16 protein-coding genes are annotated in these 14,378 nt (G+C 39.5%); 9 read left to right on the top strand and 7 right to left on the bottom strand.

What is annotated here, in order from left to right:
• Positions 1-24: 24 nt before the first annotated feature.
• Positions 25-807, bottom strand: a complete 783-nt coding sequence (gene cobA / locus BDD30_RS03245) for a uroporphyrinogen-III C-methyltransferase (RefSeq protein ID WP_041382758.1) — start codon at positions 805-807, stop codon at positions 25-27.
• Positions 808-1,110: 303 nt separating this feature from the next.
• Here cobA and eutA point away from each other — a divergent pair, with 303 nt between their 5' ends.
• The 4 genes from eutA to BDD30_RS03265 all read left to right on the top strand — a co-directional run bounded on the left by eutA (position 1,111) and on the right by BDD30_RS03265 (position 5,403).
• Positions 1,111-2,523 (top strand): ethanolamine ammonia-lyase reactivating factor EutA, encoded by a 1,413-nt coding sequence (gene eutA, locus BDD30_RS03250; protein WP_015833775.1) that lies wholly within the window; start codon positions 1,111-1,113, stop codon positions 2,521-2,523.
• An 11-nt stretch (positions 2,524-2,534) separates the two neighbouring features.
• Positions 2,535-3,896, top strand: a complete 1,362-nt coding sequence (locus BDD30_RS03255) for an ethanolamine ammonia-lyase subunit EutB (protein ID WP_015833774.1) — start codon at positions 2,535-2,537, stop codon at positions 3,894-3,896.
• A 58-nt stretch (positions 3,897-3,954) separates the two neighbouring features.
• A complete protein-coding gene (eutC, locus tag BDD30_RS03260; protein ID WP_231849228.1) occupies positions 3,955-4,773 on the top strand; it encodes an ethanolamine ammonia-lyase subunit EutC in 819 nt (272 codons plus the stop codon).
• A 255-nt stretch (positions 4,774-5,028) separates the two neighbouring features.
• Positions 5,029-5,403 carry a helix-turn-helix domain-containing protein gene (locus tag BDD30_RS03265; protein ID WP_015833772.1) on the top strand — a complete coding sequence of 125 codons (375 nt, stop codon included), beginning with the start codon at positions 5,029-5,031 and terminating at the stop codon, positions 5,401-5,403.
• Between the two features lie 68 nt (positions 5,404-5,471).
• Here the strand turns inward: BDD30_RS03265 and BDD30_RS03270 are convergent, their stop codons facing one another.
• Both BDD30_RS03270 and BDD30_RS03275 read right to left on the bottom strand, forming a co-directional pair.
• On the bottom strand, positions 5,472-6,119 hold the full coding sequence (locus tag BDD30_RS03270; protein WP_015833771.1) for a hypothetical protein: 648 nt from the start codon (positions 6,117-6,119) through the stop codon (positions 5,472-5,474).
• 320 nt (positions 6,120-6,439) lie between these two features.
• The gene (locus BDD30_RS03275) at positions 6,440-7,081 is read right to left on the bottom strand and encodes a hypothetical protein (protein WP_015833770.1); all 642 of its coding nucleotides are present in this window, start codon (positions 7,079-7,081) and stop codon (positions 6,440-6,442) included.
• 1,421 nt (positions 7,082-8,502) lie between these two features.
• Between BDD30_RS03275 and BDD30_RS03285 the strand changes: the two genes are divergently transcribed.
• From BDD30_RS03285 to BDD30_RS24950, 4 genes are all read left to right on the top strand, one after another.
• Positions 8,503-8,952, top strand: coding sequence for a hypothetical protein (locus BDD30_RS03285; RefSeq protein ID WP_015833768.1), 450 nt, complete (start codon positions 8,503-8,505; stop codon positions 8,950-8,952).
• Between the two features lie 16 nt (positions 8,953-8,968).
• Complete coding sequence (locus BDD30_RS03290) at positions 8,969-9,370, top strand: hypothetical protein (protein WP_015833767.1); 402 nt, start codon at positions 8,969-8,971, stop codon at positions 9,368-9,370.
• Positions 9,371-9,434: 64 nt separating this feature from the next.
• The gene (locus BDD30_RS03295) at positions 9,435-9,836 is read left to right on the top strand and encodes a hypothetical protein (RefSeq protein ID WP_015833766.1); all 402 of its coding nucleotides are present in this window, start codon (positions 9,435-9,437) and stop codon (positions 9,834-9,836) included.
• Positions 9,837-9,895: 59 nt separating this feature from the next.
• Positions 9,896-10,300, top strand: coding sequence for a hypothetical protein (locus BDD30_RS24950; protein ID WP_015833765.1), 405 nt, complete (start codon positions 9,896-9,898; stop codon positions 10,298-10,300).
• On the opposite strand, the gene BDD30_RS03305 is transcribed toward BDD30_RS24950, so the two are convergent.
• Positions 10,288-11,073 (bottom strand): DUF4225 domain-containing protein, encoded by a 786-nt coding sequence (locus tag BDD30_RS03305; protein ID WP_015833764.1) that lies wholly within the window; start codon positions 11,071-11,073, stop codon positions 10,288-10,290. The two genes, BDD30_RS24950 and BDD30_RS03305, sit on opposite strands and share 13 nt — an antisense overlap.
• A gap of 7 nt (positions 11,074-11,080) precedes the next feature.
• On the bottom strand, positions 11,081-11,560 hold the full coding sequence (locus BDD30_RS03310; protein ID WP_015833763.1) for an Hcp family type VI secretion system effector: 480 nt from the start codon (positions 11,558-11,560) through the stop codon (positions 11,081-11,083).
• A gap of 711 nt (positions 11,561-12,271) precedes the next feature.
• Between BDD30_RS03310 and BDD30_RS03315 the strand changes: the two genes are divergently transcribed.
• Positions 12,272-12,574 (top strand): addiction module antidote protein, encoded by a 303-nt coding sequence (locus tag BDD30_RS03315; protein WP_015833761.1) that lies wholly within the window; start codon positions 12,272-12,274, stop codon positions 12,572-12,574.
• Between the two features lie 110 nt (positions 12,575-12,684).
• On the opposite strand, the gene cobT is transcribed toward BDD30_RS03315, so the two are convergent.
• The gene (cobT, locus tag BDD30_RS03320; protein WP_015833760.1) at positions 12,685-13,734 is read right to left on the bottom strand and encodes a nicotinate-nucleotide--dimethylbenzimidazole phosphoribosyltransferase; all 1,050 of its coding nucleotides are present in this window, start codon (positions 13,732-13,734) and stop codon (positions 12,685-12,687) included.
• Positions 13,735-13,738: 4 nt separating this feature from the next.
• Positions 13,739-14,356: an adenosylcobalamin/alpha-ribazole phosphatase gene (locus BDD30_RS03325; protein ID WP_015833759.1), complete on the bottom strand. Its 618-nt coding sequence runs from the start codon at positions 14,354-14,356 to the stop codon at positions 13,739-13,741.
• Positions 14,357-14,378 lie beyond the last annotated feature (22 nt).

A 14,378-nucleotide genomic window follows, 5' to 3' on the forward strand; every position in this document is an offset into this window, starting at 1 on the left:
TATATTCAGATGTGAAACAGAAAATTAGAGCGCCATCAGTGATGGAACGGAAGTCAGTAACAAACGATCCCGACTAAAAGCCAGTCTCTCCCGTAGACGCACTACATCACCAATGACAATCAATGCCGGAGCCGTCAATCCTTGTGCCGCTACCTGCTGCGCCAGTGTTATTAACGTCGCGCTGGCAACCTGCTGTTGCTGATGGCTGGCATACATCACAACCGCCGCCGGGGTTGTTGGCGCTTTACCGCCGGCAATCAGTTGTTCACAAATGCTCGCCAGTTGAGTCATTCCCATCAAAATCACCAGCGTACCTTCTAACTTTGCCAGCAGCGTCCAATCTTGCGATTCATTTCCCTGGCGCAGGTGACCCGTAATAACGTGAAAACCCGAAGCATAATCACGATGGGTCACTGGAATCCCTGCACAAGCCAGACCACCAATTGATGAGCTGATACCCGGTACAACCTCAAAAGGGATTTTCGCTAGTGCTAACGCTTCAGCCTCTTCACCGCCACGGCCAAACACATAAGGATCGCCCCCTTTCAACCGAACAACATTTAACCCTTGTTGCGCACACTCCACCAGAATCTGATTGATTTGCCGTTGCGGCACCGGGTGATAATTCGGCGTTTTACCGACGTTAATCATTTTACAGCCATCAGGTGCTTCAGATAACAGATCGGGACTGACTAACCGATCATAGACCAGCGCATCAGCCTGACGGATACAATGTAATCCTCTAACAGTAATCAGCGCCGCATCGCCCGGACCAGCGCCTACCAACCAAACTTTTCCGCTATTTATCATTTTTCTTACCCCGTAACGAAAGTCTGTTGGAAGATATATTACTGATAGCCAGCAATACGATATGGTGTGAGATCAATAATTCTTCACTTTTGTTAATGACAAAATGCTCGGCCCATTATGGCTTTATCTGCTTGTTTCTCCTGATAACTTGGCCCGGTAGCTTGCACCTACATCGTTTTTATTATAATGCCTAATGTTTTTGTGATTTCAGTTGTCTTTTTAACCAAATTGCTGGCATTTAATACTGATCCATAAAAAAAAATGCCAACATACGCCTTATTACAGACAGAGGGCGTCGTTATGGAAGCCAAGGAATTATTCAGTGTCGGTATTGACATCGGAACCACCACCACACAGGTGATTTTTTCGCGTCTGTCGCTGGTAAACCGTGCAACAGTATCACAAGTACCACGCTATGAATTTGTTCGCCGCGAGATCATCTGGCAAAGCCCAGTATTATTCACTCCCGTAGATTTTGCCGGGCAACTGCGCGAAGACGAGCTACTTGGTTTGATTCAGGAACAATATCGAGTAGCTGGGATCGAGCCAGAAAATATTGATTCTGGTGCCGTGATCATTACTGGTGAAACCGCTAAAACCTGCAATGCACGCTCAGCGATCATGACACTAGCACAAAAACTGGGAGATTTTGTTGTAGCAACAGCAGGGCCGCATCTGGAATCAGTGATTGCCGGTTTGGGTTCTGGTGCTCAAGCATTGTCACAACAGAAAATGACTAAAGTGCTCAACATTGACATTGGCGGCGGCACCGCGAACTACGCTTTATTCGATGCTGGACGATTGATCGCCTCCGCCTGTCTGAATGTCGGAGGCCGCTTATTGGAAACCGATCCTCAAGGGAAGGTCTTACGAGCACATCCACCAGGATTACTGATTGTTCATTCACTGTTTGGTGAAAACACCGATGTTCAACATCTGACAGCCACGCAATTGCAACAGGTTACCGAACGAATGTCACAATTGCTGTGGGAAGTCGCCGTCGGGCATCTCACACCTCTGGCAAAACAATTACTGATGACAGAACCACTACCAGATTGCGGTGAACTTTATGCTGTCACACTCTCCGGGGGCGTAGGCGAATGTTATCGTGAAGCATCAGACCGTGATCCATTCCGTTTTCACGATCTGGGGCCATTATTGGCACATGCTATTCACCGTGATAATGATTTCGCCAAACTACCATTACAAGTACCAAAACAAACCGTGCGTGCCACCGTGATTGGCGCTGGCGCTCATACATTATCGCTATCCGGTAGCACTATCTGGCTTGATACGTTATCGCTACCACTGTGTAACATTCCCGTAGTCCATCCTGAAGCAGAAACCGCTGAATCACTGGTAGGAGACTGGTTACACGCGCTGGTGCAAATGGATCTCAATGCCGAACAAGATCTATATGCATTAGCTCTGCCCAACACCTTGCCGGTAAATTACGCCGCCGTACAAATCTGCATCACCGCTCTACAGGATTTTGCCGCACGCTATCCCTCTTCTCATCCACTGCTGATAGTTGCCAGCCAGGATTTCGGCAAAGCGCTGGGTATGCTGCTACATCCCTTAATGGGAGGACGGCAACTGGCGGTTATAGACGAAGTTATCACCCGCACCGGAGATTATATCGACATTGGCATTCCACTATTTGGTGGCACCGTCGTTCCCGTCACCATCAAATCATTGGCTTTTCCTGCCTGAGAGAGCGAAATATGAAACTAAAAACACAGCTTTTTGGTAAAACGTATCAGTTTAAAGAGATTAAACAGGTGCTGGCGATGGCCAACGAACTGCGTTCAGGGGATATATTGGCCGGAGTAGCTGCCGAAAATTCTCAGCAACGCGTAGCTGCTAAACACGTCCTCTCTGAAATGACGGTAGCGGATATCCGTATGAACCCAGTTATTCCCTACGAAGAGGATTGCGTCACCCGCATTATTCAGGACAACATTAACGAAATCGCCTATGCCCGCATTAAAAACTGGCGCATTGGCGAACTGCGTGAATATATACTGAGCGATGATACCAGCGTGGATGATATTGCCTTTCTTCGCAAAGGGATAAGTTCCGAAGTCGTCGCGGCGGTGGCAAAAATCAGCTCCAATGCTGACCTGATCTATGGCGCAAAAAAAATGCCCGTGATCAAAAAAGCCAATACCACCATTGGGATGCCGGGAACATTCAGCGCTCGTCTTCAACCTAACGATACCCGCGACGATATACAAAGTATCCGCGCTCAAATTTACGAAGGATTATCTTTCGGCGTCGGTGATGCGGTTATTGGTGTTAACCCGGTAACCGATGACGTAGAAAACCTGACTCGCGTGCTAGACACCATCTACGAGGTAATCGACAAATTCGCTATCCCAACGCAGGGTTGTGTCTTAGCGCATGTCACTACTCAGATAGAAGCCATTAAGCGAGGTGCACCGGGTGGTTTGATTTTCCAAAGTATCTGCGGCAGTGAAAAGGGACTAAAAGAGTTTGGGGTAGAACTGGCGATGTTGGATGAAGCACGTGCCATTGGCGCGGAATATTGCCGCCTTGCCGGTAGCAACTGCCTGTATCTTGAAACCGGACAAGGCTCGGCCCTCTCCGCCGGTGCTCACTTTGGCGCTGATCAAGTGACAATGGAGGCACGAAACTACGGTCTAGCAAGCCATTATGATCCATTCCTGGTGAATACCGTTGTCGGTTTCATTGGGCCGGAATATCTCTACAATGACCGCCAGATCATCCGCGCCGGGCTGGAAGATCACTTTATGGGCAAACTCAGCGGCGTATCAATGGGATGTGATTGCTGCTATACCAATCACGCAGATTCCGACCAAAACCAGAATGAAAACCTGATGATCCTATTAGCAACCGCAGGATGCAACTTCATCATGGGAATGCCACTCGGTGATGACATCATGCTCAATTACCAAACATCTGCTTTCCACGATACCGCGACTATTCGTCATTTACTCAATCTGCGCCCATCTCCAGAATTTGAACGTTGGCTGGAGCAGATGGGATTGATGGCAAATGGCCGTTTAACATCACGTGCAGGCGATGCATCGTTCTTTTTCTGATTCTTTGCTGAGATAAATGCCCATGAACCAAGAACAAATTAAAAAGAATGCAAACAATATGGCATCTGACCAAAAACCCCATGCCTCTCCTGAGATCACAGATGAAGCTGAAAGCTGTACGCCGGATTTAGGCTCTTTAGAAGCCAAACAGTGGATCGGTGTCCAAAACCCGAACCGCATGGAAGTTCTACAGGAATTACGCCGCAGCACTGTGGCGAGAGTCGGTACCGGCCGCAGTGGTCCGCGGCCACGCACTCAGGCATTACTGCGTTTTCTGGCTGATCACTCTCGTTCCAAAGATACGGTATTAAAAGAAGTCCCGGTTGAATGGATAAAAAAACGAGGATTGCTGGAAGTACAATCTCAAATTAGCGACAAAAACCTCTATTTAACTCGCCCGGACCTGGGAAGAAAACTCAATGCGAATGCAGTAGAAACCTTGCTGACACAGTGCAAAACTAGCCCAGATGTACAGGTTGTGATCTCCGATGGCCTTTCCACTGATGCCATTACCACCAACTACGAAGATCTTGTACCACCACTGTTAAAAGGGTTGGAACAGGCAGGAATATGCATCGGAACCCCATTCTTTGTGCGTTATGGTCGCGTCAAAATCGAAGATCAAATTGGCGAATTACTAAAAGCTAAAGTAGTTGTCTTACTGATTGGAGAACGACCGGGATTAGGACAATCGGAAAGTCTCTCTTGCTATGCAGTTTATAAACCGACCGTAGAAAAAACTGTTGAAGCCGATCGCACTTGTATCTCTAATATTCACCGTGGCGGCACACCGCCAATTGAAGCCGCGGCAATTATTGTCGATTTAGCTAAAAATATGCTGGAACAACAAGCCTCCGGTATTGCGCTTAGTCGTTAATGGAATGGCGGATATATACCCAATGGATTTCAAGGTGCATCGCGACGGCAAGGGAGCGAATCCCCGGGAGCATAGATAACTATGTGACCGGGGTGAGAGAGTGCAGCCAACAAAGAGGCAACTTGAAAGATAACGGGTATATCAGGAAATTAGGCGACGCCAGACAAAAACCTATTAACAAATAGGTGAGTTTTCCCATTTAACCATTTACCTCTAAGGGTTACGTAACTACGTAAACATACGGAGCAAAAGAATATGGCTAGTATTCAATTTATTACAGACGAGCATGGCAAAAAACAAGCCGTTATTTTGCCAATGGACGAGTACGAAAGGCTGTTGGCAGCTGCGGATCATGATGAAGATTATCAAACTATTCCCTATACAGCGGGACCAAATGACGATGAAACTATTCCTCATGAAGTCGTTTCTATCATGGTAGACGATGAAGTTTCACTACAAGCCGCTTGGCGCATTTATCGTGGACTATCACAAGCTGAGGTAGCGGAAAAACTGGGTATAAAACAAGCTGCTGTTTCTCAGTTTGAGAAATCAGATCGCCCACGCAAAGCAACGGTTGAAAAATTAGCGGCTTTATATGATTGCCAAGTAAGCCAACTAGTGCTCGACTGATTAAAAGAAAATTATCAATATAAAAATAAAAAATAGGATGGCAGGCCAGAGCCTGCCTCCTACTTTATTTATCTCCCGTTCCATAAATGCGATATAACTTCAATTTCTGAATTTTTAACATAGATATTCATATTGTAGAGTATAACTTTATAGTAATTAATAACATTAGGCGGTGCTGCAAGTATTTCACTCTTACCGGCGTAAATATCAACATAGCTATACATTTCATAATTTCCAAACGGACCAGCCCAATAATTTATAGCCCTAACATTTGCCAAGCTATTGTTTCTTATAACTGCGTCATTGAACTCAACGGGTAATACTGCATCACCATCCTTATAAATTTCCTGTACCTCGGTAGAGATCAGATGTATCTTTTTCGATGGAATTCCAGTTTCTCTCCACACTTCCTCCATTACAAATTCAATTTCTGCATTTTCGGTATTGCTAAGATTGGAGACTACAATTTGATAGCGGTAAATAAGGTCACCAGGTGCCCCAAATATCTTAAGTTCTCCAGCATCAATATCAACAGAATTATACTGATGATATTCTCCAACCAGACGAGCCCAGTAACTTATAATCCTAACTGTTGATGTACTGCTATTGTTTTTTATAATTACCCCTGGGACATTAGTAGGCACTAAAACATTACTAACAGTATAAATCTCAACGGTTTGAAGAGGGCCTATAGATATTCTTTTTTTCGTTGACATTATTTTTCTCCTCATTATTTCTGTTATTTATTAACATATATAATAGGTAATTTTACTTGTAAAATTTAACTTAACACTTTCCACAAACAATTAAATATTGAGATTTGTCAGCACAGTGAAAAAATACAGCCAACGAATTCATTGTATATAATTCGTCACTCAATCGTGTAATACGTAATAACTGAAATCAGATACTTTTTTTCTGCGCTGTCTATTCTGATAACGCTGTTTTCTTTCATTTATTTTAAGAAAACAGTACCATTAATAAAATCATCAATATAAAAATAGGATGGCAGACCAAAACCTGCCTCCTGCTTTATTTATCGGTCATGCCATAAATGCGACATAACTTCAAGTTCTGCATTTAGAGCACCACCAAGATTTAAGAATACAACTTTATAGTAATTAATAGCATTAGGGGGTGATGCGAGTATTTCAGTTCTACCCGCGTAAATATCAATATAACTGTACTGATTATAATTCCCAAACGGGCCAGCCCAGTAATTTACAGCCCTAATATGTGCCGGACCATTGTTTTTTATAATTGCGTCATTGAACTCAAGAGGTAATATTGGACTACCAGAATTATAAATTTCAAAAGGTTCATTAGAGGTCATATATACCATTTTTGATGGAATTCCAGTTTCTTTCCACAAAAAATCCATTACAACTTCAATTTCTGCATTCACGACATCGCTAAGATTGGAGACTACAATCCTATAGCGATAAATAGAGTTCTGAGGTCTTGCGAGTATTTTAACTTCGCCAGGATAAACATCAACATTACTATACAGATTATAATCTCCAATCATAGGAGCCCAGTAACTTATAGCCCTAATTAGCGTTGTGCTATTATTTTTTATAATTGCCGCTGGGACATTATCAGGTAATACAATATTGCCTTCACTATAAATCTCAATGGTTTGAAGAGGACCTATAGATATTATTTTTTTCGATGACACTATTCTTCTCCTTATTATTTCTGTTATTTAGCAACATATGTAAATAGGTAGTTTTACCTGTAAAATTTAACTTAGCACTTTCCAAAAACAGTTAAATATTGAAATTTGTCAGCCCTGTGAAAAAATGCAGTCAACGAATTCATTACATATAATTTTCCATTCAATCATGTAATAAATAACAACCAAAATTAGATACTGTTTTTTCCGCGTTATCTATTCTGATCACACTTTTTTCTCTCATTGCTCTTACAACGACAGTTCCATATTACTAAGCACAACAAACTTTCGAAAAAAATCTAACGCATGTATTTATCAATAATAAAACAATAGTTATGTTATAATAAGTCATTATATCAGCTAAAATATTATGAGATTAAATAAATAGACTTGGAAATCCTTTCTATGATTAGTATCGATCTGCTATACCCAATAGATTTCAAGTTGCAGCGCGGCGGCAAGTGAACGAATCCCCAGGAGCATAGATAACTCTGTGACTGGGGTGAGTAAACGCAGCCAACAAAACAGCAACTTGAAGGATGAAGGGTATATATCATTTCAACAATAATATACATATGCTATAAATCTTTTTATCACCGCTATCGTTATAATTTTTTCACATGCATAAATATAGGCTCATAGTTGGCAATTATCGGATTTTGTTTTAATTAATGAGTGGAAAATCTAAGATCTTAGAAATTCAGGAAATTAGGTGGTACCAGACAGAAATCTATTAACAAATAGGTAAGCTTCCCCATCTAACCATTTACCTAAGAGCTATGTAACTGCGCAAACATACGGAGCAAAATTTTTCACAAAAATGTTAACATGTAAACCCAATTAATCTGCGAAATACAGGATTAAAATCAGCATTTATTAGGTATAATAAAAAAATAGTTATGTTATACTAAGTCATTATATCGACAAAAACATGATGAGATTAAATTAAATGGATTTGGGAAAATTAAGAAAATTAACCCTCAGTAGTGGATTCACATTTAAAGAGCTTCTTATGTTACAAAGGACCTTTAAAAATCTTGACGATGACGAAAGAAGATATGTAATAAAGTATTATACAAAGAGCGATAATATTTACAACGTCATTATAGTGCTTGCTGAAGATGCCGGCGATCCAGTGTTATTTTTTTCTCTCATGTATGTAGGCTGCATAATAATGGAGATTTTCCTCTATGACGAGAATTCAATATCCTATTTATCATTAGTATCGATTCTTTATATAATTTTAACAATAATATGCATATGCTATAAATCTTTTTATCACCGCTATCGTTATAATTTTTGCACATGCATAAAATTAGTCATTTTCTATCTTCGCCTAAAAATAAAAGAACAACTCAAACAGTTATAAGAATAAGCATATTACGGTAAACAATTTATATAGTTAGAAAAACGAGTTTAAAAAAATGAACCTAACTGACTTAAGAAAACTAATATTAAATAGCAGATTCACCTTAAAAGAATTACTTAAGATAAAGAGAAACTTTATTATGCTATATAAAGATGAACCTGATATTTATCATAAATACCAAAGCAGAACAGATTGTTTTTGTCATTATCTGTTACTTATAGCTGAAGAATTAGCCACACCGTTAATACTGTTGAATTCAGTTTGTTTATTTATAATATCAGGTATGTTTTTCAGTGATATGGCATATGGAATTCCATTAATGTCATCTATTTATTTATTTTTTGCCATTTCTGCTTTTATTTATTACAGCCTTTCCGTTAGCTGTAATTTAATCACAGGATTAAAATTAGCAACATTCTATATTCGTTTTAAAATAAAAACAAGCCCAACTCTTAAATTCATCAATAATACATTGATAAAAATAACCAATTATAAAACCAAGTAAAATCGAGCCTAAATAAATGAACCTAACCGACTTAAGAAAATTAATATTAAATAGTGGATTCACCTTGAAAGAATTGCTTAAGAGAAAGAGAAACTTTATTATGCTATATAAAGATGACCCTGATGTTTACGACAAATACCAAAGTAAAACAGATTGTTTTTGTCATTATCTGTTACTTATAGCTGAAGAAGTCGCTATGCCATTATTATTTTTCACGCCGATTTTTTTATTTATAATTTCAGGTATGTTCTTCAGTAATATGGCATATGGAATTCCATTAATGCTTTCAATTTACTTATTTATTTTAATCTCATCTTTTATTTATTACAGCCTTTCCGTTAGCTGTAATTTAATCACAAGCTCAAAATTGTTAATTTTCTATATTCGTTTCAAAATAAAAGATAAATTTAACCCTTGAGTTTATTAATAAAATAGGATTAAAATAACCAATTATAAAACCAAATAAAGTTGAGCCTAAATAAATGAACTTAACTGACTTAAGAAAATTAATACTAAATAGCGGATTCACCTTAAGAGAATTACTTAAGATAAAGAGAAACTTTATTATGCTATATAAAGATGAGCCTGATGTTTATGACAAATACCAAAGTAAAACAGATTGTTTTTGCCAATATCTTTTACTTATAGGTGAAGAAATCGCTATACCATTGATATATTTAACCGCAATTTATTTATTTATGATAACAGGCATGTTTTTCAGTGAAATGGCATATGGAATTCCATTGATGCTTTCAATTTACTTATTCTTTGCCATTTTTGCTTTTATTTATTACAGCCTCTCAGTTAGTTGTAATTTAATCACAGGATTAAAATTAGCAACATTCTATATTCGTTTTAAAATAAAAAATAAATTTAACCATTGAGTTCACCAATAAAACATGATAAAAATAACCATATAATCAAATAAATCGAGACTAAATAAATGAACCTAACCGACTTAAGAAAATTAATATTAAATAGCGGATTCACCTTAAAAGAATTACTTAAGATAAAGAGAAGCTTTATTATTCTACACAAAGATGATCCTGATATTTATCATAAATACCAAAGCAAAACAGATTGTTTTTGTCATTATCTGTTATTTATAGCTGAAGAAGTCGCCACACCATTAATACTTTTAACTTCAGTTTGTTTATTTATAATATCAGGTATGCTTTTCAGTGAAAAGGAATATAGTATTTCATTAATGTCATTTATTTACTTACTCTTTTTTATCTCATTCTCAATCTATTATAGCCTTTCCGTTAGCTGTAATCCTATCACAGGATTAAAGTTAACAACACTCTATATTCGTTTTAAAATAAAAAACAGATTTCAATCATCATAAAGCTTATATATGTCCTCTACTAAAAGTTTGACTTTATATATACTACCAGATATTTGAATGGTTAAAATAGGATTTGGTGTTAACCGCCATTTTCTAGTAAAATCCGAATTAATATATCTGAACAATTTCCCCGTTTCCGGTTTAAGCTTGAGCATTCCATACGTTCCATATAAACTTGCCATTAAATCAACCGAACTATAAGCAACATCAGCTACATCATCACCATAACCTAAAGCATGAGAGATATGCCTATATCCTTCCCTAACCCAGCCTATATCTTGATTCTCATAAAGAATCGGAGTAATAGATTCATAAGCATTATTAATCCCATGTGCCAACAAAACAACCCCCATAGACTTAACCTTTTTAGATTTTAGCAATTTACTTGAATTAAAAATTGCAATACCAGCAGCTGACTGAACAATACCAGCAACAACCCCACCGCCTATTTTTGCGTATTTAACCACGCCCTGATCTTCGAATATATCGGTTACAATATATTTGGTATAATCCTTACGCCTTAAAGCCTGATATTCTTTTTCCGTTATTTCATATTCATCTTTTACTTCATAAACCAATCTCTTTTTTTCATTTACATCAAATGTGTTTTTAAATTCACGTGTTTTTATATTAACAAAATCATCAATTTCTTTTAAATATGACATTCTTAATTGGCTATCTTCTATAAAAAAAGTGGCAGCCAAATGTGCTTTACGCTTCAACGACGAAGCATAATTATTTAAATCATAAGAGAGATGAGATATCCCTTTCATAAAAACCTCAATAAACGTTATCTTCCCATATGCTATATGCACTTGTGCCAGACATAACATGTTCCCACGTGATTGACTGATACATTAAAGATAAACTTTCCTGAGGCTGACACTCATTATGCGTAGATGAATTTGGATAAAAACCATTCAATCCACATATATATGCGCCAGTGAGTTTTATCTTATAATAAAGTTCTAAACCACCTTTACTTGATGTTCTGTAAAAATAAAAAATACATTGTAGCGATTCTTTATTGGTTATAGCTAATCCCAAAAGAGGAGAAGACTTATCTATTGGCTTTCTTATCTCAACCGGTTGATGGTTAACATGTTGACCTCTGGTTATATTGGAAGTCAATTCATAAACAAATATATTGTCTTCATGACCAAGCTGACATGTGTTACCAATAGAATCAACCGTTGAACATCCTTGTGATATCAGCCCTTGCTTATCACCCTTAATTTCCAAATAGATTATATTCGCCATAAAGAACCATCAGTTAGTCAGTCAATGTTCAAAAATATAAGTATATAATATGCTGATAAAAATATAATATAAGTGTTGAGATTTTAATTTCAAAAAACGTGATAAATCTCATGACAAGAAAATATTAGCTAATCCTTTTGTGTTACAAATAGAATTTAATTCATTGAGATATTCCACTTAAATCAATATTGAGATATTTCTTAACCAAAGACAACTATGTATAATGAATCCATTGTCAAGCGAATATTACGAGATATGTTTACTGGAATTCTTAAAATTATTACTTAAGATTAACGATCTTCTTTAAAATTTTAATTTATTAAAAGAATGAATAAATCTTCCATATATACCCAATAGATTTCGAGTTGCAGCGCGGCGGCAAGTGAACGAATCCCCGGGAGCATAGATAACTATGTGACTGGGGTGAGTGAACGCAGCCAACAAAGCAGCAACTTGAAGGATGAAGGATATAAGTTAATAAAATAATTATTAATAATATAAACATGGCTATTTACCAAAAAAATATCATTGAAATAAGTAATTCCTCTTTGATATTCAGATGTTACAACACCAGTGTAAATAAAACTTTCAGCATTATGCTCTGGCAGGAAAGACAATCGTTCTACTGTTACTGGGTGGAGATAAACGAAAACAACAAGCCGACATAAACAAAGCAATTGAGTCTTGGAGAGATTATCAACAGAGGAAACCATGAGCAGATCACGCAGTCACGATGAAGCAGTCATTGAAATGATTCGTAAAGATCCTAAGTTCGCTGAAATATACCTTCATACTGCTTTTGAAGAACTTGATGAAGAGGGCGGAGAAGCTGGTTTTTTATTAGCACTTCGCCATGTTGTTGAAGCACGTGGTGGTATGTCACTAGTCTCCGAACGAACCGGGCTTTCACGCGAAACTTTATACCGGGCACTATCACCTAAAGGCAATCCTACACTGAAAACCATGAAGAAAGTTATTCATGCGACAGGTCTGACTTTTGCAGCCATTGCATAATAGGCAATAACTCAAACCAAATCCCATCTTCTCCGCGTTATCCTTTCCCAAGGTGATAACGCTTTTCTCTCATTCCCTTACGGATGCGGGTTATCAAATTATCCCGACAATTAAAACGGCAACACAATATTACTTTCAGCCAGTAGTCCCATATTGTTATACATAGCACAAGCCGCATCCACCAGATGCATAGCCAACGCAGCGCCACTCCCCTCCCCCAAACGCATGCCCAAATGCAAATAAGGTTCCAGTTGCAGATGTTGCAACGCAATGATTGAGCCTTTCTCTGCCGATAAATGCGAAGGAATCAGGTAATGACACACATCAGGAGCAATACGATAAGCAGCCAGCGCCGCCGCATAAGAGGGAAAACCATCCAGAATCACTGGCAGTCCAGCAGAGGCCGCACCAAGCATCACACCCGCCATCCCCACCAAATCATAACCACCAACCTTTGCTAATACATCAATGCCATCTCTGGCATCAGGCCGATTGATTCCAATCGCCTGTTGCACAACCGCGACTTTGTGATGTAGACGATCTCTGGGGAAGTTAGCCCCAATGCCGACTATTTGCTGAGGATCGCTGTCAGTCAAGATACTGACCACCGCCGCCGCCGGCGTGGTATTCGCCATACCCAATTCACCCACACCAAACAGCTTCACGCCATTTGCAACCTGTTCCAGCGTCAGGTGTGCGCTTGCCAACAGCAGATCTTCAGCTTGCTGGCGGCTCATCGCCGGTCCTTGAGCAATGTTGCCACTGCCTCGCCCCAACTTCATGTTGACTAATCCCGGCAGAGGCTCGCTGTCAATGCCCATATCCACAACTTTCACCTCTGCGCCCGCATTCGCCGCCAACACACAAACACCTGTGATTCCTTTTATCATATTCTGAGCATGAATGGCCGTTGCTGATTTAGGCGATATGGTCACGCCTTCGTCATACACCCCATGATCCGCAACCATAACAATGATTTGTTTACGATCAATATGGTGACCCGATAATCCCCGCATGCCAGCAAGTTGAATTGCCAGATGTTCCAGACGTCCCAAACTGCCCGTTGGTTTAACCAGCCCATCCAATCGGGCAGCCGTGCGCGCCATAGCAACATTATCCAACGGCATAATGGCATTTAGGATTGATGAAAATGTTTGCACAGTGCTATTCCCGTATCTCAGACTGCCAGTCAGCCCGGCTATTAAATGTGCGTAATATAGTAAATCCATGTTGGATTTCCACGACACTGTATGTTCCCTGTTCAAAACGAAAGTGCCACATGGCAGAAGGTGGCATAGTTAGTAAACCTGCCAATAACAGGCTCAAGACCCCTTGATGGGCAACTAATAGCAGATTAGCCTGACTTTCTTGTGTCAGCAGTTGTTGCACCACGTTTTCTACTCGTGCCGCAAATGTCGAAAAGGTTTCACCGCCGGTCGGGGATGCTTGTTGCCAATCGGCTAACCAGTCAGCCCAGGCTTCAGCATCTTCATACTGTAAATCGCGGTGATGGCGCATCTCCCACTCACCAAAATCCATTTCATTAAGTCGCACATCAATGCTGGCTGATAACGAGCTACCTGCCAGAATAATCTCCGCAGTATGACGCGCCCGCCATAGCGCGCTACTTGTCGCTTGCGAAAATGTCACTGCCGATAGATGGCAGGCAACTTGCCGGGCCTGATTTATTCCCGTTTCAGTCAACGCCACATCCGTCATACCACAGAAAACACCGCTCAAATTCGCTTCTGTTTGACCATGCCGAACTAAAAATAGTCGCATTGTCGTTACTCAACCTCATATG

Source organism: Photorhabdus asymbiotica (assembly GCF_003634575.1).
GTDB lineage: Bacteria > Pseudomonadota > Gammaproteobacteria > Enterobacterales > Enterobacteriaceae > Photorhabdus > Photorhabdus asymbiotica.